Annotated in this window: 24 protein-coding genes; 21 read left to right on the forward strand and 3 right to left on the reverse strand. The window is 28.2% G+C overall.

Features of this window, described 5'->3' with window-relative positions:
- Positions 1–98: 98 nt before the first annotated feature.
- On the reverse strand, positions 99–494 hold the full coding sequence (locus N4A48_RS14625) for a hypothetical protein (protein ID WP_293667158.1): 396 nt from the start codon (positions 492–494) through the stop codon (positions 99–101).
- 259 nt (positions 495–753) lie between these two features.
- Here N4A48_RS14625 and N4A48_RS14630 point away from each other — a divergent pair, with 259 nt between their 5' ends.
- The 4 genes from N4A48_RS14630 to N4A48_RS14645 all read left to right on the forward strand — a co-directional run bounded on the left by N4A48_RS14630 (position 754) and on the right by N4A48_RS14645 (position 5,100).
- Positions 754–1,260, forward strand: a complete 507-nt coding sequence (locus tag N4A48_RS14630; protein WP_293667159.1) for a GNAT family N-acetyltransferase — start codon at positions 754–756, stop codon at positions 1,258–1,260.
- A 97-nt stretch (positions 1,261–1,357) separates the two neighbouring features.
- A complete protein-coding gene (locus N4A48_RS14635; RefSeq protein WP_293667160.1) occupies positions 1,358–1,504 on the forward strand; it encodes a hypothetical protein in 147 nt (48 codons plus the stop codon).
- A gap of 121 nt (positions 1,505–1,625) precedes the next feature.
- A complete protein-coding gene (locus N4A48_RS14640) occupies positions 1,626–3,068 on the forward strand; it encodes a DEAD/DEAH box helicase (protein WP_293667162.1) in 1,443 nt (480 codons plus the stop codon).
- A 253-nt stretch (positions 3,069–3,321) separates the two neighbouring features.
- On the forward strand, positions 3,322–5,100 hold the full coding sequence (locus tag N4A48_RS14645; protein ID WP_293667163.1) for a methyl-accepting chemotaxis protein: 1,779 nt from the start codon (positions 3,322–3,324) through the stop codon (positions 5,098–5,100).
- Positions 5,101–5,259: 159 nt separating this feature from the next.
- On the opposite strand, the gene N4A48_RS14650 is transcribed toward N4A48_RS14645, so the two are convergent.
- Positions 5,260–5,847, reverse strand: coding sequence for a YdcF family protein (locus tag N4A48_RS14650; protein ID WP_293667164.1), 588 nt, complete (start codon positions 5,845–5,847; stop codon positions 5,260–5,262).
- A 194-nt stretch (positions 5,848–6,041) separates the two neighbouring features.
- On the opposite strand from N4A48_RS14650, the gene N4A48_RS14655 reads away from it, so the two are divergent.
- From N4A48_RS14655 to N4A48_RS14715, 13 genes are all read left to right on the forward strand, one after another.
- Positions 6,042–6,170 (forward strand): hypothetical protein, encoded by a 129-nt coding sequence (locus N4A48_RS14655; protein ID WP_293667165.1) that lies wholly within the window; start codon positions 6,042–6,044, stop codon positions 6,168–6,170.
- A 20-nt stretch (positions 6,171–6,190) separates the two neighbouring features.
- A complete protein-coding gene (locus tag N4A48_RS14660; RefSeq protein ID WP_293667166.1) occupies positions 6,191–6,895 on the forward strand; it encodes an ABC transporter ATP-binding protein in 705 nt (234 codons plus the stop codon).
- A gap of 2 nt (positions 6,896–6,897) precedes the next feature.
- Positions 6,898–7,890, forward strand: a complete 993-nt coding sequence (locus tag N4A48_RS14665) for an ABC transporter substrate-binding protein (protein ID WP_293667167.1) — start codon at positions 6,898–6,900, stop codon at positions 7,888–7,890.
- Between the two features lie 76 nt (positions 7,891–7,966).
- Entirely contained in the window at positions 7,967–8,614 is a 648-nt protein-coding gene (locus tag N4A48_RS14670) for an ABC transporter permease (protein ID WP_293667168.1), read from the forward strand.
- Between the two features lie 33 nt (positions 8,615–8,647).
- Complete coding sequence (locus tag N4A48_RS14675; RefSeq protein WP_293667169.1) at positions 8,648–9,823, forward strand: DUF1343 domain-containing protein; 1,176 nt, start codon at positions 8,648–8,650, stop codon at positions 9,821–9,823.
- 29 nt (positions 9,824–9,852) lie between these two features.
- Complete coding sequence (locus N4A48_RS14680) at positions 9,853–10,035, forward strand: hypothetical protein (protein ID WP_293667170.1); 183 nt, start codon at positions 9,853–9,855, stop codon at positions 10,033–10,035.
- Positions 10,036–10,040: 5 nt separating this feature from the next.
- Positions 10,041–11,942 (forward strand): SpoIIE family protein phosphatase, encoded by a 1,902-nt coding sequence (locus N4A48_RS14685; RefSeq protein WP_293667171.1) that lies wholly within the window; start codon positions 10,041–10,043, stop codon positions 11,940–11,942.
- Positions 11,943–12,107: 165 nt separating this feature from the next.
- Complete coding sequence (locus N4A48_RS14690) at positions 12,108–12,500, forward strand: ATP-binding protein (RefSeq protein ID WP_293667172.1); 393 nt, start codon at positions 12,108–12,110, stop codon at positions 12,498–12,500.
- A gap of 106 nt (positions 12,501–12,606) precedes the next feature.
- A complete protein-coding gene (locus N4A48_RS14695; protein WP_293667173.1) occupies positions 12,607–14,598 on the forward strand; it encodes a methyl-accepting chemotaxis protein in 1,992 nt (663 codons plus the stop codon).
- Between the two features lie 11 nt (positions 14,599–14,609).
- On the forward strand, positions 14,610–14,888 hold the full coding sequence (locus N4A48_RS14700) for an STAS domain-containing protein (protein WP_293667174.1): 279 nt from the start codon (positions 14,610–14,612) through the stop codon (positions 14,886–14,888).
- A 183-nt stretch (positions 14,889–15,071) separates the two neighbouring features.
- On the forward strand, positions 15,072–16,709 hold the full coding sequence (hcp, locus tag N4A48_RS14705) for a hydroxylamine reductase (RefSeq protein ID WP_293667175.1): 1,638 nt from the start codon (positions 15,072–15,074) through the stop codon (positions 16,707–16,709).
- Between the two features lie 144 nt (positions 16,710–16,853).
- A complete protein-coding gene (locus N4A48_RS14710; protein WP_293667176.1) occupies positions 16,854–18,413 on the forward strand; it encodes a methyl-accepting chemotaxis protein in 1,560 nt (519 codons plus the stop codon).
- Positions 18,414–18,514: 101 nt separating this feature from the next.
- Positions 18,515–19,900: an MATE family efflux transporter gene (locus tag N4A48_RS14715; RefSeq protein WP_293667177.1), complete on the forward strand. Its 1,386-nt coding sequence runs from the start codon at positions 18,515–18,517 to the stop codon at positions 19,898–19,900.
- A gap of 101 nt (positions 19,901–20,001) precedes the next feature.
- On the opposite strand, the gene N4A48_RS14720 is transcribed toward N4A48_RS14715, so the two are convergent.
- Positions 20,002–20,709, reverse strand: a complete 708-nt coding sequence (locus N4A48_RS14720) for an ATP-binding protein (RefSeq protein ID WP_293667178.1) — start codon at positions 20,707–20,709, stop codon at positions 20,002–20,004.
- A gap of 332 nt (positions 20,710–21,041) precedes the next feature.
- On the opposite strand from N4A48_RS14720, the gene N4A48_RS14725 reads away from it, so the two are divergent.
- From N4A48_RS14725 to cysK, 4 genes are all read left to right on the forward strand, one after another.
- The gene (locus N4A48_RS14725; RefSeq protein WP_293667179.1) at positions 21,042–21,950 is read left to right on the forward strand and encodes a ribonuclease Z; all 909 of its coding nucleotides are present in this window, start codon (positions 21,042–21,044) and stop codon (positions 21,948–21,950) included.
- Positions 21,951–21,959: 9 nt separating this feature from the next.
- Positions 21,960–23,297 carry a CCA tRNA nucleotidyltransferase gene (locus N4A48_RS14730; RefSeq protein WP_293667180.1) on the forward strand — a complete coding sequence of 446 codons (1,338 nt, stop codon included), beginning with the start codon at positions 21,960–21,962 and terminating at the stop codon, positions 23,295–23,297.
- 79 nt (positions 23,298–23,376) lie between these two features.
- Positions 23,377–23,751, forward strand: a complete 375-nt coding sequence (locus N4A48_RS14735; protein ID WP_293667181.1) for a DUF1292 domain-containing protein — start codon at positions 23,377–23,379, stop codon at positions 23,749–23,751.
- A 214-nt stretch (positions 23,752–23,965) separates the two neighbouring features.
- Positions 23,966–24,865: a cysteine synthase A gene (cysK, locus tag N4A48_RS14740; protein ID WP_293667183.1), complete on the forward strand. Its 900-nt coding sequence runs from the start codon at positions 23,966–23,968 to the stop codon at positions 24,863–24,865.
- The last annotated feature ends 335 nt before the right edge of the window (positions 24,866–25,200 follow it).

Raw genomic sequence — 25,200 nt, forward strand, 5'->3', positions numbered from 1 at the left:
CAAACTAATTTTACAACTTAAATAGTTTTATGTCAAACTATTTTTAGTTATGAAAAAGACTATCCTAAATTTTATTTAGAGATAGTCCTTTTCATGATTTATTTTAAAAACTTCATTTGATCTTTACGATGTTCTTGTTTTTCATTAGCTCTTTCAAGACCTTGTTGATTCATATTCTCATGATTATGTTCTATATATCCCTGAGTATAATGATAATTTTGTTCTAAATTTTCAAGGTCGTTGTCACCCTCATGGTGTCCATATGCTATTATATTTTTCAAATTGTTTATTTGGTGTTCTCTTTCACATTGAACTTCTCTACAATGTTCAATTTGTTCAGGAGAAGAAATGTCAGAATGTTGCTCAAGATGACGCTCTGTTCTTGTATGCTTTTGAACTAAATCTACAAGCTCATCTATTCTACGAGAATTTTCTAAATCTAAATGCTCACTTTTATTTGTATTCACATCATGATCTTTTTCAAATTGTTTCATTATAAAACCTCCTTAAATTAAATGTACTATTATTTTCTCATGTTTGAAAATTAAAATACGTTATAAACATTTCCAACTAAAAAATTACATATAAAAAATATATTTTTTGAAATTTTTATAATTTATACAAAATTAAAAAAGTAGTTGAACTTTCAAAAAATATAAAGTATACTCCTACTAAAAAGGTTTTAAAAATATAATGCTATTATTGAAGAAGGAAATGGAAATATATAGATTTGATTTATAAGGAGTGATTATAATGATAAGAAAAGCAGTATTAGGTGATTTGGATAATATTATGGAAATTATAAAAAAAACTGTAGAAGAAATGAATTCTTATAATAATTATCAATGGGATGAAAACTATCCTCAATCTAAAGATTTTGCTAATGATATTGAAAAAGGGGATTTATACGTTAAAGATATAAATGGACAAGTTGCTGGATTTATATGTGTTAATTATGTAGAACCAGAGGAATATAACGGATTGAATTGGTCTTCTGACGAAGTATGTATGGTAATACATAGAATGGCAGTTAATTTTGATTGTAGAAATAAGGGAATTGGTACAAGTTTAATGAAATTTGCTGAAGAATTAGCAATAGATAATGGAGTGAGGTATCTAAAGACGGATACTTATTCATTAAATAAAAAAATGAATACATTATTTAAAAAGCTTGACTTTAAATTAATAGGAGAAATGATTTTTTTAGGAAAAGAAAAACCTTTTTATTCTTATGATAAAGTATTAAGCATATCTAAATAGTTAAATGAAGTTTTTGGTTATTCAACTATAAATTCACTATTTATATTCCTTTTGTCTTGGGTAAATTAAATACTATAGACAGAAGGGAGGGTTTTTTGTGACTAAAAAAGTTAAAAAGAAAAAAATAGGAAGAAATAGATATAAAGATTATAAAAATAATACATTCAAATACACACTTGACATTGACACTACGTTGATGGATATAAACACAGTTAAAAATGAAGGTAAAAATAAATCTTATTAAAATTAAAAGGACTGAAAAGTCCTTTTTTTTCGCATAATGGAAAAACTAATTAATTAAGCATCTATTTTATGTTATATTAGTATTTGCTAGGTAAAATACACAAGAAAAGAGTGATTATATAATGATATTAAAGTTTAAAAATTACAACTTAAGTAAGGAAGTATTAAAAGCTATAGATAGATTAAACTATACATCACCTACACCAGTTCAACAAAAAGTAATTCCACTAGCGCTTAAAGGACGAGATATTGTAGTTAAATCTCAAACAGGAAGTGGAAAAACAGCATCATTTGCAATACCTATATGTGATAAGGTTGATTGGGATGAGAATAAGGCACAGGCTTTAGTTATTACTCCAACAAGAGAGCTTGCAATTCAAGTACGAGAAGAATTTTTTAATATAGGAAGATTTAAAAGACTTAAAGTATCTGAAGTATATGGACAGTTCTCATTTAGAAGACAACAAAAGGAACTTAAGCAAAAGACACATATAGTAGTAGGGACTCCAGGAAGACTTATCGATCATATAGAAAGAAAAACTATAGATTTATCTATGATTAAATATTTAGTTATAGATGAAGCAGATGAAATGTTAAACATGGGATTTATAGAACAAATTGAAGCTATAATACAAAATCTTCCTAAAAATAGAATAACTATGTTACTTTCTGCAACTATACCTAAAGATATAAAGAATCTTTGTAAATCATATATGAAGAATTACGAGCAGATAGAAATTGAGGCTCAGAATTTAACTGTTGATAAAATAACTCAGGAAAGATACTCTGTAGAAGAAAATGATAAATTTGAATTTTTAAAGGATATTTTAGTTGTTGAAAATCCAGATAGATGTATGATATTTTGCAATACTAAAAAAATGGTTGATGAGCTTTGTGACAATCTATATCCTTGGATAAAATCTTGCAGTAAGATTCATGGTGGAATGGAGCAGCAAGATAGAAGCTTAGTTATGAATGATTTCAGAAAAGGTAAATTCAGACACTTAATATGTACAGATGTTGCAGCTAGAGGTATTGATATAGAAGGTATAACTCATGTTATAAATTATGATACACCTGAAGATAAGGAAGATTATGTTCATAGAATAGGAAGAACTGCTCGTGCAAGTAAATCTGGCAAATCTATTACTTTTGTAACAGAAAATGATATAAAATTTATAGATATTATACAAAAGTATATAGATAAGGAAATAGAAGCTAAACAACATCCAGATAAGCTTACTGTTGATGAACGTAGAGATGATTTTAATACAAAAATTAATACAAAATTGAATATAGGACCTTTAAAAAGTGAAAAGGTAAGTGAAGGAATAATGAAGCTTCATATAAATGCAGGTAAGAAAACGAAGATGCGTCCAGTTGATATAGTTGGAACTCTTTGTAATATAGATGGAATGACTGCTGCTGATATAGGGATTATAAATATAATAGATGTTTCTACTTTTGTTGAAATATTGAATGGAAAAGGTGAAATGATTTATAATGCTCTTCAGGGTAGACCTATTAAGGGTAGGATTAGAAAGGTTAGTAAGTGTGAACAATAAATATCTAATCAAAAATATGCTTAAGGAAATTATACCATTCGCAACTATTCTTGAGCAACGGAGCCTGTAGGGATAGTTAGCGAGTAGACGAATTATTTGTAATATAGATTAAAGTGACGATTTGTAAAGTGATAAAATTTTAGCGTTTTATACCAAAATATAGATATTTATGATAAAATATATAATAATATGTATATATATTTACAAAATATCCTATATCTTAGCTAGGACTATCCAAAAGGGGGAATTAGTTATGAAAAAAATAAGCAATAAAATAGTATTACTGACAATTTTTATATCTATACTTACAACATTATTTATAGGCGGAAGTAATATATATTCAATGAAAAAAGCAAATGATAATACAATGAAATTAATTGAAAGATCAGCTAAGGAAGATTATGATACTTTGATTAAAGGACAGGTTGATAGTGTTATCTCTATGTTAGATAGTATATATGGTAAATATGAAAGAGGAGAACTTACATTAGAAGAAGCTAAAAAGCAAGGTGCTGACATAGTTAGAGATCTCAGATATGGAGAAGAAGGATACTTTTGGATAGATACATATGAAGGTATAAATGTTGTTTTACTTGGAATTGAAAAAATAGAAGGAAGCAATAGAATGAATATTCAAGATACAACTGGAAAGTATATAGCAAAAGAAGTTATATCTAATGGATTAAAAGAAGGTGGAGGCTATACAGATTATTTCTTTCCAAAAAAAGGAGAAGAAAAAGCTTCTCCAAAACGTGCTTATAGTAGATCATTTAAACCATTTGAATGGGTAATTGGAACAGGAAACTATACGGATGATATAGATGAATTTATATTACAAAAAAATAATTTACTAAAAGATCAAATTGACAAAAGTATTAAATCCACTATAATACTATCAATAATGGTACTGCTATTAGGTATTGCTCTAGCTCTATACTTTGCTAAGAAAATAACTAATCCTATTTTAGTAGTAACAGAGCTTGTCAATAAAACATCCAATCTAGATTTAGTTTATGATAAAAGCTTTGAAAAAGTATTTAAATACAAGGATGAGACGGGTATTATAGCTAGAGCTGTAGTTGATTTAAGAAAAGAACTTAGGGTAATTGTAGGTATGTTAAAAGAAAATTCAAGTGAGGTTTTAGATCGCTCCTATGGAATATCAAATTCTACAAATGAAATAGTAGATGCAATAGAAGGTGTTAATACATCTATGGAAGAATTAGCTTCTGGATCACGCGATCAGGCTGAGGAAGCACAAATGAGTGTAGCAAACCTACAAAAACTTGCAAATGAAATTAATACTTCAGTAAATGATTCTAAAAAAGTTAAAGAAGATACAGATAAGTCAAAGAAGGCAAATGTTGAAGGACTAAAGAATATGAGAATATTAGTAGATAAGTTCAAAGAAATTACAAAGACGAATGAAGAGGTCGCTCAAAATGTAGATATTCTTGCAGCTAAATCTAATTCTATTGGACAGATAGTAAGTACTATTGAAGAAATAGCAGAGCAAACAAATCTTCTAGCTTTAAATGCAGCGATAGAATCTGCTAGAGCTGGGGAGGCTGGAAGAGGATTTGCAGTTGTAGCAGATCAGATAAGAAAATTAGCAGAGCAAACAGGATTATCTACAAAGAAAATAAGTGATATGATAGAAGAAATTCAAAACCAAGTAAATGAAGTTAAAGTAAATATTGATATTGAAGAAGACATAAATAAAGAAGCTATTATATCTATGGAAGAATCTGAAAAATCATTTAAAAGCATAGATGTAACTATTGAGAATATGGCGAAGAATATAGAAAGCTTGGTTGAAAATATAAATCTTGTAAATAAAGACAAAGATGAAGTTATAGTTTCAATAGAAGGAATATCGGCTATAACTGAACAATCAAGTGCATCTACTGAAATGGTACTATGTTCTATGGAAGAACAAAGTAGTATAATAAATAATATATCAAGTAGTGCTAATGACTTAAAAAATGTGGCTAATACATTAGATGAAGTAGTTAAGAAGTTTAATTTATAAATAAAAAAGTCTTCTTTTTGAAGATTTCCAATGTAGATTTTTTTGGGACTCGTAACGAAAATTATATTTATACACAATTTGAAGATGAATATAATTCCTATTCGTTATAAAAAATACCCTATAGATTAGAGAATAAAAAGTCTAATTTATAGGGTATTTTTATCTATCAAAAGCAAATGATTTCACAACTGCAAAATATTCTCGGATAAAATATTTAGGAGCTATGGTATTTATAGTTTTTGAGGGAAGACCATAAGGAGTAAATCCTAATCTTTTAGCTATAAACTTAGACCTAAATAAATGAAATTCATTTGTAACAATCATGATTATGTGATTGTTTTTTCCATCTAAATCTGAAAGAATTTTTTTTGCAAACTTTAAATTTTCTAGTGTACTTGTAGATTTATCTTCTTGTATAATTTTATTTTTATTTACTCCATTTAAAACTAAGTAGTCGCTCATAGCTTCAGCTTCAGGAAGATTTTCCCCTATACCTTGACCTCCACAAACAACTATTTTGGTATCAGGATTATTGTCAATAAACTCTAAAGCTTTATTCATACGACCTAAAAGTGTAGGAGATAAAGCATCTCCCCAAAGACCTGATCCTAAAACTACTAAATAATCAACATCATATTGTTTATCTTCTTGTCCGTTAATTATAATAAGTCCTTCAATCATAATAAAAGAAGACATTGAGATTAAAACTATTATTTTAATTATTTTTGCTATTAATGTTTTTTTCATAATTATTTCATCCTTTGTATATATTTTTTTATCTATTATATATTATAACTGTTATAACAGAAAAATGGGTACAAAAATATTAAATTTTTATATTTAAAAATGTTAAATCTAGTTGCTACTGTTAATAACATAAAATTGATAATAAATACAAAATATTATATAATTTAAGTTGAATAATGTAAGGGGATGAAAATATGGAAGAGTGTGTAGAATTAATAGTTCATGGTTTTGTAGTGAGTGTAAAAACAGTAGTAGAGTTTATAGACTTTGATATTGTATTTGATATTATAGAATCTGTGTTAGAAATTAAGAATAATTGTTAGGAAAATAAAGGGAGATACTAATGATCTGTAAATTAAAAGGTATATACAAACGGTTTGATGATTTAGATGTTTTAAATAATTTAAATTTAGATATAAATAAAGAGGAAATTATTTGTATAGTAGGTCCGTCAGGATGCGGTAAATCAACACTTTTAAATATTATTTCGGGGTTAATTAAGCCTGATAAAGGAAAAATTACAGGTGATTTGGACCTTGTAGGATATGTTTTTCAAGAGGATAGATTACTACCTTTTAAAACTGTTTATGAAAATATAGCTATTGTAGGTAAAGAAAAAAATCATAAGAAAATAATCGACTTAATATATGAAGTTGGTCTTAAAGGATTTGAAGATTCATATCCAAATAATCTGAGTGGAGGTATGAGGCAGAGATGCTCAATAGCTAGAGCATTTTATTTTAACAGTAAGATACTTTTAATGGATGAACCTTTTAAATCACTAGATTATAATCTTAAAGTTAACATGATAGATTATTTAATAAAATTATGGGACAAGTCCAAGAGTTCGATAGTATTTGTTACTCATAATATAGATGAAGCACTTTTATTGGGAAACAGGATAATAGTTTTATCAAATAGACCTATTAATGTTTCAAAAATTTTTAATATTGATATTCATCAGAGCAAAAGAAGCTTGACTGATAAACATTTTACATACTTAAGAAATCAAATAATAGATTTATTATCAAATGACAAGGAGGAATAGTAATGAAAAAAATTATAAGTTTGATGCTTAGTTTAATCATGGTATTAGTATTAACTGTAGGCTGTACAAATAGTAATGAAGAGGCAAAAAAAGAAGAGAGTACACCTTCGAATATTAAGGTTGTTACACCTGCTGGAACACCAACCCTTAGTATGATTAAAATGTTTAAAGAAAATCCACATATAGGTGATAATATAAGTGTATCTTATGAGAGTGTAAAGTCAACTGATCTTTTGACTTCTAAGATATTATCTAAGGAAGCAGATATATTCATAGTACCTACTAATCTAGCAGCAAATTTATATAATAAGAACTCTGGTTATAAGATAGCTACATCTACTGTATGGGGAACTTTTTATTTAGTAGGAAATGAAAAAGTATCTAACTGGGATGATCTTAAGGGAAAAGAAATAGATATGATAGGAAGAGGATTAACTCCAGATGCTATATTTAGGTATTTACTTATTCAAAATAATATAGATCCAGATAAAGATGTAAAATTAAATTATTTTGGAGGAGCTTCTGAGCTTGCTACAAATTTTATCTCAGGCAAAAGTGATTTATCATTAATGCCTGAACCAATGCTTACCAAGGCTTTAACAAAAAGAAGTGATAGTAGGGTTTTAATAGATTTACAAAAGGATTGGGAAAAAGCTACTAAATTAAATTCAAGTTATCCTCAAGCATCTTTAATAGTTAGTGAAGAATTAATAAATAATCATCCGGATGCTGTTAAAAGCTTTTTAGGTGAGTATAAAAAATCTGTGAATTGGGTTAACCAAAATCCTAGTGAAGCTGGAGAGTACTATGAAGAATTAAATATGGGACTGACTAAAATGATAGTAGAAAAGTCAATTAAAAGATGTAATATAGAGTATGTAAGTGCTAAGGATGCAAAAGAGTCTATAGATAAGTATTTAAATGTGCTGTTTGAATACAATTCTAAGCTTGTCGGAGGTAAACTTGTAGATGAAGATTTCTATTTCACAAAATAGATTGTATACCGTGATTTCCATAGTGTTCATTATAGTGCTATGGAAATTTCTTTCTATATGGGTAGATAATTCAATTATGATTCCCACGCCTAAAAGTACTGTTATGGAATTTATAAAAATAATTAGATCTCAAAATTTTATTATAATAGTACTTTCTACTTTAGTTAGGGTAATGATTGGATTTTTAATATCATTTATATCAGCATTGATTCTAGGTCTTTTATCTGGATTTTTTAAACCTGTATATTATTTACTAAAACCTTTAATAGTTATTCAAAAGTCAATTCCAACTATGGCAATAATACTTCTTGCTATAATATGGTTAAAGTCAGAGAAGGCACCTATATTGGTTGGAATTTTAATTATATTTCCGATTATATATGCTACAGTTATACAAGGAATTAAAAGTGTTGATATAAAGCTTATAGAAATGGCTAAAGTTTATAAACTAAGTAAAATGACAGTCATGAAAGATATATATATACCGTCTATTAGATCTTCTATAATATCCGTTGCATCAGCTACTATAGGATTAAATCTAAAGGTAATAATAGCTGCTGAGGTTTTAAGTCAACCAAGTGTTTCTATTGGAACGAGTTTTCAAATTGAAAAAGCGAACCTAAATACTGCTGGAGTATTTGCGTGGGCATTAGTTAGTATAATTATTGCTGGAGGTTTTGATTTAGCAATAAAGGTATTTGTAATGAAGACTATGAAAAATTAAATTTAAATGAATATCAATTTGGGGGGAGATATTATGAAAACTTTTTTTGTTTTCTTAATTTCAATATCTATGGCTTTTTCAAATCCTATAGAGCAACCAAGAGACAATAAGGTTGTTTTGGGAAATGAGAGGTTAATAAGTGAATACAACCAGTTAATAGATTCAAAGAATATAGGTGTTATAACTAATCAAACTGGAGTTGATAGTTTAGGACAAAATACTTTTGAAAAACTATATAACTACGAAAATACTAATTTGGTAGCAATTTATACTCCAGAGCATGGTCTAGATGGGTTGACTCCTGCAGGTAAATATGTAGAATCGTATACAGATTCTAATATGAATATACCTGTGTATAGTCTGTACGGAAAAACTAGAATGCCTAGTGAGGACATGCTTAAGAGCATAGACGTTTTGATATTTGATATACAAGATATAGGATCTAGAACATATACATACATTTCAACTTTAAATTACTGTATGATAGCAGCTCAAAAGTATAATAAACAGATAGTAGTTCTTGATAGACCTAATCCTATAGGAGCTAATAAGGTTGAAGGATTTGTTCTTGAGGACAGGTATAAGACGTTTGTTGGAGTTGACAATCTACCTATGTCTCATGGAATGACTGCAGGAGAGTTAGCTAAGTATTTTAATAGAAATATAGGTGCTAATTTAACTGTTATACCTATGTTAAATTATAATAGAGATATGATATATCAGGACACTAATTTGCCGTGGCGTATGACATCTCCTAATATACCGACTATAAAGTCAGCTTTTGGATATATGGCAACTGGTATTGGAGAAGGAACGGGGATAGGTCAAGGAGATAAGTTCACTTGGATAGGTGGAAAAGGGATAGACAGTAATAAGTTTGCTCAACTTCTAAATAATTCAAGTCTTGAAGGAGTAGAATTTATAGCAGAGAATAAAGGAGATAAGGGTGGAGTAAGACTTAATATAACTGATTATCATAAATTTAATCCTTGCAGAGTTGGGACATATGCTTTAACTTATGCACATGATTTAACCAATTTTAAGGTTCCAAAGAGTGGTAAGAACATAATTATGTTTGAAAAAATAATGGGAACTTCAAAATACGGGAAGATGCTTGAAATGGGATATACTCCTGAGCAGATAGTGGATTCTTACCAAGAGGATTTAAATAAATTTAAGGTGGAAAGAGAAAAGTATTTAATCTATTAAAATAAATTTATTATACAGGGGGACAAAAAATGTATAAATCATTTGTAAGTTTTGATTTTGACTTTATTTTTCAAATTATAAATACAATATTCTTATTTGGTATTTTATTATTAATTTTTAACTTTATCTTTAAATCACCTAGAAAAATCAAAAAAATTGAAACGAGAATAAGTGAAATTGAGAAAGAAATAAAAAGTATAAAGAAAAGGTGATTTTTATGAGAAAAATAGAGTTTAGAAGTAAAATAAGAGTAAAGATAACATTTGCCATGATTTCATGCTCTTTAATTACTGCATTATTGATAAGTAGTATAAGCATATGTATTAATTATAATTTTAGTAATGAACAAGTTTTTGAAAAATTGAAAATATTTTCAAAAAATTATACAAATATATTTGATAGTGATCTTAGATTGATTGAAAATTCTATAAATGTGATGAGTCCATTTATTAGTGAAAGTTTTGATAAAGATAAATTTAATAAGAATTATAATCACATTGAAGAATATAAACAAAATATGAATTCTATACTAAACAAAATTGCAAAAGATATAAATACAGATAAAGGCATAAATATATATAGTAGTATAGAATCGGTTTATTTTACTTTCAATCCAGAAATTACAGGAAATGTATACGAAATTTGGTATTCTGATAAGAAAAAAAATGGAGTATTAGAAAAATTAGATTCAGATTCAGATATAAATGATCCATATATAGAATGGTTTTATCCTGAAAATGAAAAAATGAATTGGTACTATGAACCTATAAAAAAGAAAAAAGGCATATGGATTGAACCTTCTGAAGAACCTGAGTTAGGTACTGATGTGATTTCGTATACAAAAGCAATTTTTAAAGATGATACGTTGATAGGAGTTTTAGGGATAGATATTAATGTAGAGGATATTAAGAATACTATAAAAAATATAAATGTATATAACAGTGGATATGCTTTTTTAATCAATAAAAACCGAGATTTTTTAATTCATCCTAAGATTAATATTAATGATGGTTCAAAATCTGAATATAATAAAAAAATCAAATTCTTATTACAAGAAATAGAAAAAAAAGAATCGGGGATTTTAGAATATAAATTGAATTCAGAAGGAAAGATACTAGCTTATTCGCATTTGAAAAATGATTGGATATTAACTTTTGTAGTACCAATGAGTGAAATTTACTCATCTATAAAAATACAAATGATTTTAAATAGTATAGTAATGTTATTATCAATTTGTATGGTTATGCTAATTGCCTTATATATAGGAAAAACAATATCAAGACCTATACTAGCAATAGCAGAGTTGATTAAAAATACATCTGAATTTAATTTTGATGATGATATTTCTTTAAGAAAATCGATTAAAAATAAAGGTGAAATAGGGGTAATGGCACAAGAAGTACTGAATATGAGAAGAATATTAAAAGAAACAGGTGTTGATAAAGCTGCAAGAATGCAAATGGGGCAATTGAAAAAAGAATTTCCTCTTTATGATAAAGCGCATATGGATACATTATATGCTCCAGCAAAAACTGTTAGTGGAGATTTTTATAATATAGAAGTTGTAGATGATGATTTTGTAATAGGGGTAATATGTGATGTTAGTGGAAAGGGTGTTAGTGCAGGACTTAGTACATATGCTTTTAATGTTTTATTTCAAGAAGCTATATTGCATAATCAAAAACCTATTGATATATTAAGTTATTTAAATAAAAAAGTAGATAAATTTCTTGGACAAACTTATATTGCGGCTTGTTGTTTTAGTTTGGATTTTAAAAATAATATAGCAAATATAGCTGGTGCAGGAATTAGTCAATTTATTTATTCCTCAGATAAACGTTACTATAAAGAAAAAATAGTTAAAGGGGCATTTCTAGGAATGTTTGAAGATAGCAAATTTGACCAAGAGGTAATTAATTTCAAATCAGGTGATAAATTTTACTTTTTCACAGATGGTTTAGATTTTATAGTAGAGGATGAAAAAATAAAGAAAGATTTAAGTGAAATAATTAACAACTATGATTTGATAAAATTTTTAAATAATAATTTGAAATTTATTCAATCTAAAAATAGACTTATAGTGGATGATTGTACTCTGATTGGAATTAAAATTAAATAAATATAGTTAATCTATATAGTTTATCTGATCGAAATATTAACAATATTGAGGAAATATGGTATTATATGAGTTATAGTATTTTGATAAAAATAGAACGATTAACCAAATTAGGAACATCGTTTATTACCTAGAATAAAAATAAAATAGATTGAGGTGAGATTTAGTGTGAGAACAAAAAAAAATGAAGTTATATTATATGGAATAAATGAATATAAACAGGTTATTGATGATATTATTGCTGATTTAAATATTACAAATGATTGTTTTGATATTAAATTAATACTCACAGAAGCACTAACGAATGCTTTTAAGCATGGAAATAATGGTAATAGTAAAAAACCTATTTATTTAAGGTATATTTACAATAACAATAGTATAGAATTTGAAATAGAGGATTGTGGTAAAGGATTTAACTGCTTAAGTATTCCAAATGAGTTATCAGATGAAAAACTATTAAATAATTGTGGAAGAGGTTTATTCATTATAAAATGCATTGCTGATAAAATTGAATTTAAAGGGAATAAATTAGTTATACAAAAATATTTAAATGTTGGATAGAAAATTCGTCAAACAAAAACATTATAATTTCTTATAGAGTTAAAAATTAATAAAATAATATAATTTGCTTAAAAAAATGATAATAATTAGTGAATGGAGGGTAATAATGAAAACAAGTCTAAAAACCAAATTAATTTCTATGTTTTTCATATTTATATTAATTCCGCTTCTTATTTTAGGGTTTACTTCTAGCTATATGACTTCACGTTCAATGCAAAATATAACTGAAGAAGAATTAAGAGAGATTACTAAACAAACAGGAGAAATTATAGAATTAAGTATAGATTCTGCAAGCAAGTACATCCAAGTTTTAAGTTATAACAAAGATATAATAAATCAAGCAGCTGGATATAATGAAAATAATCATGAAGTATATACATACTTATCAAAACTACAAGAGGAAAATAATAACATAGAAAGAATATCAGTAATAGATGCAACTGGTAAAGGTGTTGTAAGTAGTTCTAGTGAAATATATGATATTGATTTAAGTGATAGAGAATATATTCAAAATGCATTAAATGGATCTTTTTCTCAAAGTGATGTTATAATATCTAGGGTTAGTAATAAACCTGTAATCGCTATTGCTTATCCGTTAACAATGAATAATGAAATAGTAGGTGCTATAGTTGGAAGTATTAATTTTGAAAATATTTCAAATAGTATATCTGAAATAAGTATAGGTAAAAATGGATATGCATATATGGTTAACAAAAATGGAATGGTTATATATCATCCTAAAAAAGAAAAAATATTGACTGAGAATTTGAGTAATACAGACAATAAGGATTTAAAAGCTATAGTAGAAAAAATGAAATCAGGTGAACCTGGTGAAGGATATTATACATATGAAGGAGTATATAAGTTTATAAGATTTATTCCTGTTAATAATTGGACATTAGCTATAAGTGCTGAGTATAATGAATATATGGCTCCAGCTATAGCTATTAGAAAAATTACAATAATAACAATTATATTGTCTCTGGTTATTGTTATGATTTTAGCTTATTTTATTACAACTAAGAATATTATAAGCCCTATTAAAAATTTAGAAGAATTAATGATTAAGGCAGGAGAAGGAGATTTAACAGTTAAATCAAATATTAATACAAATGATGAAATACAGGTATTAGGTGAATATTTCAATGATATGATTGATCATCAATCAGATATAATAAAACATGTTAGACTTGGATCAGAGGAGCTAACAGCATCATCAGAAGAGTTAGCTGCATCAGCAGAGGAAATAAGTGCATCAACAGAAAATATAACAGAAAATATAAAAGGTGTTGCATGTAATTCAGAAGTACAAAATAAGTCAATAATTGAAACCTCTGAGGTTTTAGTTCAGCTCTCAAGTTTAATTCAAATAGCAAAAAATAAAGTCGTTACAGCTAAGAAAAATTCTGATAATACTATGAATACTGCCAAACAAGGAAGAATAAAAGTTGAAGAAACAGTTGAAGCTATTGAAAACATAAGTAAAGTATCAAATGAGACACAAGATATACTTAGAGTTCTAGATAATCTCTCTAAACAGGTTAGTGGAATTATTAATACTATTAACAACATCTCAAGTCAAACAAATTTATTAGCGTTAAATGCTTCTATAGAAGCAGCAAGAGCTGGAGAACATGGAAAAGGGTTTAGTGTAGTAGCAGATGAGGTTCGTAAGCTTGCAGAACAAACAAATGTTGAATCAAATGAAATATCATCATTAGTAAATGAAATGGTAGTACAAATAGAAAAAGCAGTTAGTTCAATGAATGCAGCTAAACAAGTAGTGGAAAATGGAGTTGTAGTAGCAAAGGAAACAGATAAGTCATTTATAAATATTATAGAAGCTGTAGAGCAAATAACTAATGATGTTGATCAAGTTGTAGATGTTACAAATGATGAAGTGGCAAGTTCAGATCAAATAATAAAGCTTATTGATTCTGTAGCAACTACCACCGAAACTACATCAGAAAATAGTCAACGAGTTGCATCCGCAACCCAAGAGCAATCATATATAATTCAAAATTTAGCTGCTAGTTCAGAAGAGACTAGCGCTATGGCGGTTAGCTTAAATAGTCTAGTAGAGAAATTTAAAATTTGAGGTGAATATAAATGAATGAGTTAAAAATATCAATACCTGAAAATTTCGCAGTAGATGAGGCAGCAGAATTTAGACAAAACATGAATAATTTAATAAATGAAGGCAATAAGAACTTTATACTTAACTTTAACAGTTGTACATTTATTGATAGTACAGGTCTGGGAGTATTGGTAGGAGTATATAAAAAGTGTACTGAGTTAAATGGAACTCTAACGCTTAATTCAATAAATCCAAAGGTTATGAAGATTTTTGAATTAACAAGATTAGATAAAGTGTTTGAAATTAAATAATTATAAAGTGAAAGGACTTAATGAGTTGAATATGACTCGTTAAGTCCTTTTAAAAAAGATAAAAATTCCAGTTGTGTAACTTGTGTTACCGAATCAAGCGTATCAATATGGTAAACTTTACTCATAGCAATACAAAATAAGAAAATTACTTATAAAGATAATATAAATGAGGAGGAGTTAACTATGGGTATGTTTTGTTATCAATGTCAAGAGGCAGCAGGATGTAAAGGATGTTCAGTAAGAGGTGTATGTGGTAAGAATGAATCAGTAGCAAAATCACAAGATGTGTTAGTTTATGTAAGTAAAGGACTTGCGGTAGTAAGTAACGAGGGAAGAAAGGTAGGAGTTATTGATCCTAAGGCAGATAAGTATATAACTGAAAACTTATTTACTACAATAACTAATGCTAACTTTGATAGAAATGCTATTTTAGATAGAGTTAAAGAAACTTTAAGATTAAGAGAAGAATTAAAGGTTAAGGTTGAACAAGTTGGTAAAAAAATAACTGGTGATGCAACTGATTGGTCTGCAGTTACAGAAGAAGAATTTGACAAAAAGGCAGAAACTGTTGGTGTGTTATCTACAGAAAATGAAGATATAAGAAGTTTGAGAGAACTTATTATTTATGGATTAAAAGGTTTGTCAGCTTATATGAAGCATGCTATGAACTTGGGATATAATAATGAAGAGGTTCATGGTTTTATGGCTAAAGCTTTAGCAGCAACACTTGATGATAGTTTAACTGCTGATGATTTAGTTGCACTTGCTATGGAAGCTGGAAAATACGGTGTTGATGCAATGGCTTTATTAGACAAAGCTAATACTAAAACATATGGACACCCAGAGATAACTAAGGTTGATATTGGAGTTAGAAATAAACCGGGTATATTAATATCAGGACATGATTTAAAAGACTTAGAGTTATTGTTAAAGCAGACAGAGGGTACTGGAGTAGAGGTATATACTCATAGTGAGATGCTTGCAGGACAGTATTATCCAGAATTTAAAAAGTATTCTCATTTTGCAGGAAACTATGGAAATGCATGGTGGAAACAAATAGATGAGTTTGAAAAATTTAACGGACCTATATTAATGACTACAAACTGTGTAGTTCCTCCAAAGGATTCATATAAGGATAGATTATTTACAACAGGAGCTTCAGGTGTACCTGGATGTAGTCATATAGATGCTGATGAAAATGGATATAAAGATTTTAGTGATATAATAGAAATGGCTAAAGATTGTAAATGTCCAACAGAAATAGAAACGGGAGAAATAGTAGGTGGGTTTGCTCATAATCAAGTATTAGCTCTTGCGGATAAGGTTGTAGATGCTGTTAAAACTGGTGCTATAAAGAGATTCTTTGTAATGGCTGGTTGTGATGGTAGAGCAAAATCAAGAAATTATTATACAGATTTTGCAAAAGCTATACCAAATGATACTGTTATATTAACTGCTGGATGTGCAAAGTATAAATATAACAAGCTTGATTTAGGTGATATAGGAGGAATACCAAGAGTTTTAGATGCAGGACAATGTAATGATTCATATTCGTTAGTAGTAATTGCTTTAAAACTTAAAGAAGTATTTGGGCTTGATGATGTAAATGAATTACCTATATCCTATAATATCGCTTGGTATGAGCAAAAGGCTGTAATAGTTTTATTATCACTGCTACACTTGGGTGTTAAAAATATCCACTTAGGACCAACATTACCTGCATTTTTATCTGAAAATGTTGCTAAGGTTTTAGTTGATAACTTTGGAATAGGTGGAATTACTAATGTAGAAGATGATATAAAGATGTTTATGCAAGGGTAACCAAAAGCGTGGCTATTCAAATAGCTACGCTTTTTTGGATGATAGATTAGTATTAATACAAAATTTAAATAAATAGGTTTGTAAATAATAAAAAAAATTGATATAATTGTTTAGAAAATGTAAAGTAGATAAAGGAGGACTAAAATGAGAAAAAAACTAATGACAATTATTATTTCCCTAATTTATTTAATTTTTATTTTATTAATTAATGCAACAATTTTAAATAAAGATAATTTTTTATTTGCAGTTACAGTAAATATTATAGTTACTCTATTATATTCATATTCGATATTCAAAATAACCTATAAATTTAAAATAGACAAAATTGAAAATATGATGGATATTATAAATGAAGGTCGGTATGATTATAAATTAGATGATTCTAATGAGAAAATCATATCGGCTCTTCAGAAAAATTTTTATAACACTAAAGAAACTTCTAAATTAGCACTCAACTCATCAGTAAAACTTGCACTTGAATCTGATAAAGTTGCAAATATGGTAGATAATATGGAAGAATCAACCGAACAGATAGCAAGAACAAGTGAAGAGATTGCATCAGGATCTTTAAAACAAATGGAATCTATAAATAGCATTTTTAGCAATATAGAGGGCGTTGGAAGCAATATAGATAGAATAAGATGTGAACTCAAAAATATAGGGCAGCAAACGGATGAATCTGTGAAACTTACAGAAAAAGGAAATGAAAATATTATGAAAACAAAACAGTCTATAGATAGTTTAAGAGATATTATGATTGAGTATAACAATAATTTAAATAATTTTATAGAAAGCTTTTGTGAGATAGAAAAGTTTTCTGATATAATAAAGGGAATTACTGAGCATACAAATTTACTTGCTCTAAATTCATCTATAGAAGCAGCAAGAGCTGGAGAACATGGAAAGGGTTTTGCAGTTGTAGCCACTGAAATTGGAAAACTATCAAATCAATCAAAGAATGCTTCTGACAAAATAAGTGAAGTTATCGAAGAAATAAAACATAAAATGTCTGAATTAACACAGGAAATGTCCTATGGAATAAATAAAGTAGATGAAGGTGTAATTGTAGCACAAAAAGCTGAGCAGTCGTTTAATCAAATATCTAATAGTACAATAAAAACAAAGGATCAAATAAGTACAATTAATAAAAATATGAGAGCAATAGGTTCGTATACTGGAAAAGTTATAGAGTCTGTTGAAACTATTCAGGGTATATCTGAGAGTGGTGCATCTGAATGTCAGCAGTTTAATGCTATTGTAGAAGAAATGAATAGTTCATTTGGAGAAATAGTTCAAAATATAAATTTCTTAAAAGATTATGCAAATAATCTTCAACAAAGCTTTGCTCAAAATACGATGGATATATATATGTATAATAAAGCCCTTGATATAAAGAGATATATTGATAAATCTGAGAAATTAGATTTAAGAAAGTTCGCCAACGAACTTAATATAGATGATATATATATAGTAGATTCTCTAGGAATAATAAAGCAGTGTTCTGATAAAGATGGAATAGGACTTAATTCTTTTGAAATAGATCCTATATCGTATAAGGCTTCAAAATTAAAGGAAGGATATAAAGCAACGCCTATTAGAAAAAGATGTCATGATAATGAAATGTACAAATTTTTACATATTCCATACAAAAATGGGGGAGTAATTAGTGTATCTTTATCATTACAATCTGTATTAAATATATAGTGTAGAATATTTAAGGCTATACTCGTATAATAATGAGTATAGTCTTTATATATAATACCTATTATGAAAAAATGTTAGTGTGACTAAATGGAGGTGGATTTATGGAAAAACAAAAAAGGCTTGGAACTCAAAACGTAGCCAAACTACTCATGGAATTTTCATTTCCAGCAATTATAGGTATGTTGATTAACATATTATACAATATTGTAGATAGGATTTTTATAGGAAAAGGAGTAGGGGCTATTGCTATATCAGCAGTTGGTTTAACTTTACCATTTAGTACGATAATGATGGCATTTGGAATGCTTGCTGGTATAGGAGGATCGGCTTTAATATCTATAAGACTTGGAGAAGGAAAACATGATGAAGCTGAGAAGATACTTGGAAATACATTTATACTTTTGAGCATTATTTCTATTTTAGTAACGGTTGCTGGTATTGTTTTTTTAGATCCTTTGTTAAGATTATTCGGAGCAAGTAATGTAACTTTTAATTATGCTAAAGACTATATATTTATAATACTTGCAGGAGCTATTTTTAATGCAGTTGGATTTGGACTTAATGGGTCTATTCGATCTGATGGAAGTCCAAAGACTGCTATGATGACGAATTTAATAGGAGCTATAACTAATATAATTCTCGATTATATATTTATAATGAAGATGAATATGGGTATAAAAGGAGCAGCTATAGCTACGATTATAGGACAGAGCTTTAATACTATATGGGTACTTAGATACTTTATAATTAGTAATAAATCTTCTATGAAGCTAAAAGTTAAAAATATGAAATTAGATATTAATACTGTTAAGGGAATATTTGCAATAGGAATGTCGCCTTTTGTAATACAACTTGCATCTAGTGTTGTGAATGTACTTTCAAATAACACTCTAAAATTAAATGGTGGAGATTATGCTATAGGTGCTATGAGTATACTTATAAGCATTACAATGATCTTCTTAATGCCAGTATTTGGAATAACTCAAGGTGCACAGCCTATACTAGGATATAATTATGGAGCTATGAAAATAGATAGGGTTAAGAAATGTTTGATTCTTGCAATAAGTGCAGCATCTGTACTTTGTATAACAGGATTTGTATTTGTAGAATTTTTACCAGGTTTTATGATATCTATATTTAGTGATGATGAAAATATACTTAGAATAGGCACTAAAGGACTTCAAATGTTTTTATTCATGATTCCTATTATAGGATTTCAAATAGTAACATCAAACTTTTTTCAAGCAATTGGTAAAGCTAAGATTTCTATTGCGCTTAGTCTCTCAAGACAAGTACTTATATTAATACCAATGCTTATATTATTACCTAAGTTATATGGACTTAATGGAGTTTGGATAGCATACCCTATATCTGATTTTTTATCTTCACTAATTACATTGATATTTTTAATAAAGGAATGGAAGAGTATGACTCTAAGAGAAAATACTGAAGAAAATATAAATATGAATGAATTAGTTGAAATATAGAAAAGGTACTGGCGAATTGCCAGTACCTTTTTATGCTTAAGGAATTATATCATTTTTGTTTTGTGGATAACTTATTGAAAAGCTATACTTACAACTATTTTTTAGCTTATTATATTCCCATCTGTTGATATTATAAACTCATTGTATAAAGCTTTTGTATTAGAATTTGAAATAGCTTCTTTAACGGCACGAACTAATCCTGAACAGCAAGGAACTGACATTCTTGTAACTGTTATACTTTTTATATTTTTTGTACTAAATATTTCTGTAAGCTTGTCTATATAATATTGATTGTCATCAAGCTTTGGACACCCTATAACAGTTATTTTATTTTTCATAAAATCAGTGTGAAAGTTTGAGTAAGAATATGCACAACAATCTGCCGCTATTAATATATCTGCATTATCCCAAAAGTCAGCTAATGGACTTACAAGCTTTAATTGTACAGGCCATTGATTTAATTGTGACTCAGTTGAATTTATTTCTTTAGGAGATGATCCACTACATCCACATCCTGAATTATTCTTTAATACTTTACTTATAGATCCAGGACATCCGCCAGATGTTTTTTTCTTATTAACTGCATATCCTTTTCTAGATTGGTCAAATTCTACAGTTTCTTTTTGAGTTAATTTTATTGCATCAACTGGACATGCAGGTAAACACATTCCAAGTCCATCGCAGTAAGAATCACTCACTAACTTTGCTTTACCATCTATAATTTGTATAGCCCCTTGGTGACATGCATTTGCACATAATCCACATCCTATACATTTTTCTTGATTTATCTCGATTATTTGTCTTTTCATATTTTAAATCCTCCTTTAAGGTATATGAAAAAAATAAATAGGTCAGGTTACGAAGTAATTTTGATTATTTTCTAGGCACTCAATCATGAGCATACTCACTGTATGTAAGTGATTGAGTAACGACGAAAAGAATCAAAAGGACGAGTAAGATGACTAGTTTATTTTTTGAATATGCCTAATATAATGTTGTTATATGTATATTATACACCATGCTTTGAGTCGATTAGAGAACATATGTTACGAAAAATATAAATTTTAAAATTGAATTCTTGGGTAATATAGATTAAAGTATTAAATTTTTTGTTATTATATAAATATAAGGAAGTGATTAAATGTTGAATGTTTGTTTATTAGCACCTGGAGGTGTTATGCCGTTTCATGATAGATTTCTTACATCTATGATATTAAGTTGCAATGGAAGTATGGTACTTGTAGATTGTGGAGAAGGAACTCAGATTCTTTTAAAAAAGTTAAAATGGGGTTTAAAAAATATAGATATAATTTGCTTTACTCATTATCATGCAGACCATATAGCGGGTCTTCCTGGTCTTTTAAGTACAATAGGAAATTCAGGTAGAGAGGAGGAACTTATATTAATTGGACCTAAGGGATTAAAAAAGGTAGTAGAGGGTCTTTTGGTTATAACTCCTGAACTTGGATATGATATAAAACTTATTGAGACTTGTGATAAATTAGAAGAATACACACATAAGGATTTTGTAATAAATTCAATACCTGTAAAACATAGTGTTGATTGTATGATGTATAGTGTTGAAGTTATGAGAAGAAGAAAATTTGATAAAGATAAGGCCAATAGTCAAAATGTACCTATGAAATATTGGAATAGACTTCAAAAAGAAGAGATAGTAGAGGTAAATGGAATTATATATACTCCTGATATGGTACTTTCGGATAGAAGAAAAGGGATTAAAGTTTGCTATTGTACTGATACAAGACCTCTTCCTGAAATCGTAGATTTTATAAAAGGTTCTGATTTATTTATTTGTGAAGGGATGTATGGAGATGATGCTTATGCTAAAAAAGTAGAAGATACAAAGCATATGCTGTTTTCAGAAGCAGCTAATCTTTCTAAAGAAGGGGAAGTTGAAGAATTGTGGCTTACTCATTTTAGTCCAGCACTTCAGAATCCATATGAGTTTTTAGATGTAGCTAAAAATATTTTTAAAAACTCTATCATAGGTCAAGAACTTATGGTTAAAGAATTAAAATTCAAAGATTAAGGAGGAACTATGAAGATAGATATACCAGTAGAAGTTGAGATGATATTAGATGTATTAAATAAAAATAATTATGAGGGTTTTATAGTAGGCGGATGTGTAAGGGATACTCTTTTAAAACATGTACCTAAGGACTGGGATATAACCACGAATTGCCTGCCTGAAAAAATTATTAAAATATTCCATGAAAATAATATAAAAACTATTCCAACAGGGCTTAAGCATGGTACTGTAACTGCAGTTATAGACAATAATAACTATGAAATTACAACCTATAGAATAGATGGAGAATATAAAAATAATAGACGTCCTGAAAATGTAGAATTCACTGATGAAATAGAAAAAGACTTATCAAGACGGGATTTTACTATTAATTCAATGGCATACAATAGGGAATATGGTTTGTGTGATCCATTTTTAGGAAAGCAAGACCTAAAGAGAAAAATTGTAAAGTGTGTTGGAAATCCTTTGAATAGATTTGAAGAAGATGCACTTAGGATATTAAGAGGAGTAAGGTTTGCAACTAAATTAGATTTCAAATTAGATGAAGCTACAAGGTATGCTATGTTTGATAAAGGGAATTTACTTTTAAATATTAGTTATGAGAGAATAAGAGAAGAATTATGTAAAATACTACTCACTGACAAACCTTCGTTGGGATTTAATATTTTAAAGGAATTAGATTTGTTAAAATATATTATCCCAGAGCTTGATAAATGTGTAGGTCTTGACCAAAAAAACCCTTACCATGATAAAGATGTATTTAATCATTGTATGTCTGCTCTGGACTATACACCTTGTAATATAAAAACTAGACTGGCAGCCCTGTTTCATGATATAGCAAAACCGGAATGCTTTAGTATAGATGAAAAAGGTATAGGTCATTTTTATGGACATAATATAAAAGGTGAAAAACTTACTAAAAATATATTAAGAAGACTTAAATTTGACAATAAAACTATAGATGAAGTTTCAATACTTGTTAAGGAACACATGAACATGCCGAATCTTGAAAATAAAAAATCTATAAAAAAATTTATAAATAGGTCAAAAATAGACAATGTATTTGATCTTATAGATTTAAAAATAGCTGATAGAAAATCTAGTGCAAATCCTAATAATATAGATACTATTTTAGAACTTAAAGATAGTATCAAAGAGATTATAAACAAAAAAGAACCGTTATCTGTAAATGATCTAACTATCAATGGCAATGATTTAATTGAACTTGGAATAAAACCTGGTAAAAAAATAGGTAAAATATTAAATGAGTTGAATGAATTAGTACTAGAATATCCAGAATTCAATACTAGAAGATATTTGCTAGATAGAGTGAAAAAATATATGTAGTAATTTTTCACTTGATAATCATAATCAAATATGAGATACTGTAATAGTAAAAAATACATGGAATAGAGGGTGAATTAATATGAGTAATGAGAAAAAACATAGTTGTGGATGCGGTGGACATGAACACGATCATGGAGAAAATCACGAGTGTGGGTGTGGTGGACATGGACACAATCATGGAGAAAATCATGAGTGTGGATGCGGTGGACATCACGAGCATGAAGAAGCTCAGATGATATACTTAACACTAGATGATGAAGAAGAAATTGCATGTAAGGTATTGACTATATTTGAAGTAGAAGGTAATGAGTACATATCTTTATTACCTGAAAACTCAGAAGATGTATATATATATAAATACAAAGAAACTGATGAAGGACCAGAATTATCACAAATAGAAAAAGACGATGAATTCAATAAAGTATCACAAGCATTTTATGATTTATGTGATTAAGAATAAAATTTTAAAGGGCAACTAATGGCTAGATTTTAGCTATTAGTTGCCCTTTTTGTTCTGTAGAAAATATAAAATAACTCTTGCGTTATCAAAATGATAATGATAAAATAGGAAATATCAAAATGGTAAAAAATGCAACTAGATATAATTAGATTTGTGTAACTTAAATTAAGTAAATATATATAATGTTATTAGATTTGGGGGGATTTATATGATGTTAAATAATATTATTGATTCAATAGGAAACACACCGCTCATAGATTTGAGTAAATTAACTGGAATTAATATATATGCTAAAGCTGAGTTTTTAAATCCTGGAGGAAGTATAAAGGATAGAATAGGAAAGTTTATGATAGAACAAGCTCAAAGAGATGGAATATTAAGAAAAGGGATGACCATAATGGAGCCTACATCTGGAAATACAGGTATAGGTATATCATTAGTTGGGGTTCAAATGGGATATAAAGTAAAGATTGTTATGCCTGAGAATATGAGTGAGGAGAGAAAAAGGATTATAAAATCATTTGGAGCAGAGCTTATACTAACGCCTAAAGAGGAAAGTGTAGAAGGTGCCTTGAATGAGGTCAAAAGACAAATACAGGCTAATGATAACATATTTGTTCCTAATCAATTTAGTAATATTAACAATCCCTTGATACATTACAATACAACTGCTGTTGAAATATTTGAGGATATGAGTGGAGATGTAGATGTATTTGTATCAGGGCTTGGGAGTGGAGGAACTTTGCAAGGAATAGGGAAATATTTAAAAGAAAAAAATCCTAATTGTATGATTATAGCAGTTGAGCCAAAAGGAGTATCCGCTCTTAAAGGGCATAGTGCTGGGATTCATAAAATACAGGGAATAGGTGATGGATTCATACCAGACGTATTAGATGTATCTTTAATAGATAAAGTCATAGAGGTTAGTAATGAAGATGCTATTTCAACTTCCAGACAATTAGCAAAGGTATGTGGATGCTTAGTTGGAGTATCGGCTGGAGCTAATGTATGGGCATCTATGAATATAGCAAAGCAATATCCAGATAAAAAAATAGTTACTATTCTTCCGGATAGAGCAGAGAGGTATTTTAGTGAAGGGCTTTTATAAAGCCACTAAGTTTTATTTTGAATGATTGATTTGGGATTACAAGTGAAATTAATTTAATTAAAAGATGTAAAAAGACTTTAAAAAGGTCTTGTTTACATCTTTTTTTTGCATAAAATGAAATTTATATATAATAAAATTGCAATTTTAGCTTGTAAGTATAGGAATACCATGTTAAAATATGAAATATGAGATAAAAGTTAAATCATAAACAAGCGAAAATTCAAATGAAATACATTATCTAGTACTTTGCAGATGAAAAAGGAAAATAACTTATATATGTTGAAAAAACAACGTTTATCGTTAGATTGAAATAAAAAGCACATGGTGAAAAGATA

Source organism: Tepidibacter sp., assembly GCF_025210165.1.
In the GTDB taxonomy this organism is placed as follows: domain Bacteria; phylum Bacillota; class Clostridia; order Peptostreptococcales; family Peptostreptococcaceae; genus Tepidibacter_A.